Source organism: Pseudomonas sp. EGD-AK9 (assembly GCF_000465935.2).
GTDB lineage: Bacteria > Pseudomonadota > Gammaproteobacteria > Pseudomonadales > Pseudomonadaceae > Aquipseudomonas.
The window spans coordinates 1-866 of the sequence record NZ_AVOF01000690.1 but is presented as its reverse complement, the minus strand read 5'-3'; the positions used below and the strand labels follow the sequence as shown (position 1 = coordinate 866).

Here is an 866-nt window from a genome sequence, read left to right as displayed (position 1 = left end):
CGCCAGGCCTAGCGCGGCGAGGCCCTGTTGCGCGCCTGCTGGCGCATGGCCTGGGTCGACGGTCGGGTCGGCGCGGCGGAGCACGAGCTGATGCTGCTGTGGGGCAAATGGCTGGGCTGGAACGGTGCTCGCCTGGAGGCCCTGGGCGAGGAGTACGCGCCGCGGCGCAGTCAGCCGCCGGTGGCCACCGGCGGCAGCTACAAGGAGGCGTTGCGGCTGCTGGGGGTGGCGGCGGACAGCGAGCCCGAGCAGGTCAAGCGCGCCTATCGCCGTCTGCTCAGTCGACACCATCCGGACAAGCTGGCTGGTGCCGGGGCGTCGCCTGCGCGCCTGCGCGAAGCCACCGAAACCACCCGCCAGCTGCACCAGGCCTATGCGCTGATTCGCGAGCGGCGTGGCTGGCGTTAGCCGCCGCTCATCGCGCTCGGCGCCGCGGCGCGGATATTCAGGCTCAGCCAGCCGCGCAGGCGGCGATACAGTTGTTCCTGCTCGACGCCGCGATTGCCCGGCAGGGCCTTCATCGCCACCTGCACGTAGGTCGGGTGCTTGACCCTCTTGCTGGCCTGCAGGCGCCTGAGCGCGGCCTGGCGGTCGCCGGCCTGGTCCTTGTAATAGAAGTCGCCGGTGGCCAGTTCGAGTTGCGGCACCAGCTCGTCCAGCGGCGGGGAAAAGCCGGCCGGTACGGCGGCGGCCACTAGCAGTAGGTTATGGATATCTTCCGGCTGGCGTTCGGCCAGGTACTGGGCGGCCCAGTAGGCGCCGCTGCCGTGGCCGAGCAGGACGATACGGCTGGCCTGCTGCTGGCGGGCGAAGGCGATGCCGGCGTCGATGCGCGCCATCACCCGCTGCGCATGGGCGCTGCGGCG

At 71.6% G+C, this 866-nt stretch carries 1 protein-coding gene and 1 pseudogene; one reads left to right on the top strand and one right to left on the bottom strand.

What is annotated here, in order from left to right:
- Positions 1-18: 18 nt before the first annotated feature.
- Positions 19-408 (top strand): annotated as a pseudogene (locus N878_RS22915) (DnaJ domain-containing protein); the annotation flags it as partial.
- On the opposite strand, the gene N878_RS22910 reads toward N878_RS22915, so the two are convergent.
- A partial coding sequence (locus N878_RS22910) for a DUF3530 family protein (RefSeq protein ID WP_021445836.1) occupies positions 405-866 on the bottom strand: 462 nt, incomplete at its 5' end. The pseudogene N878_RS22915 and the gene N878_RS22910 sit on opposite strands and share 4 nt — an antisense overlap.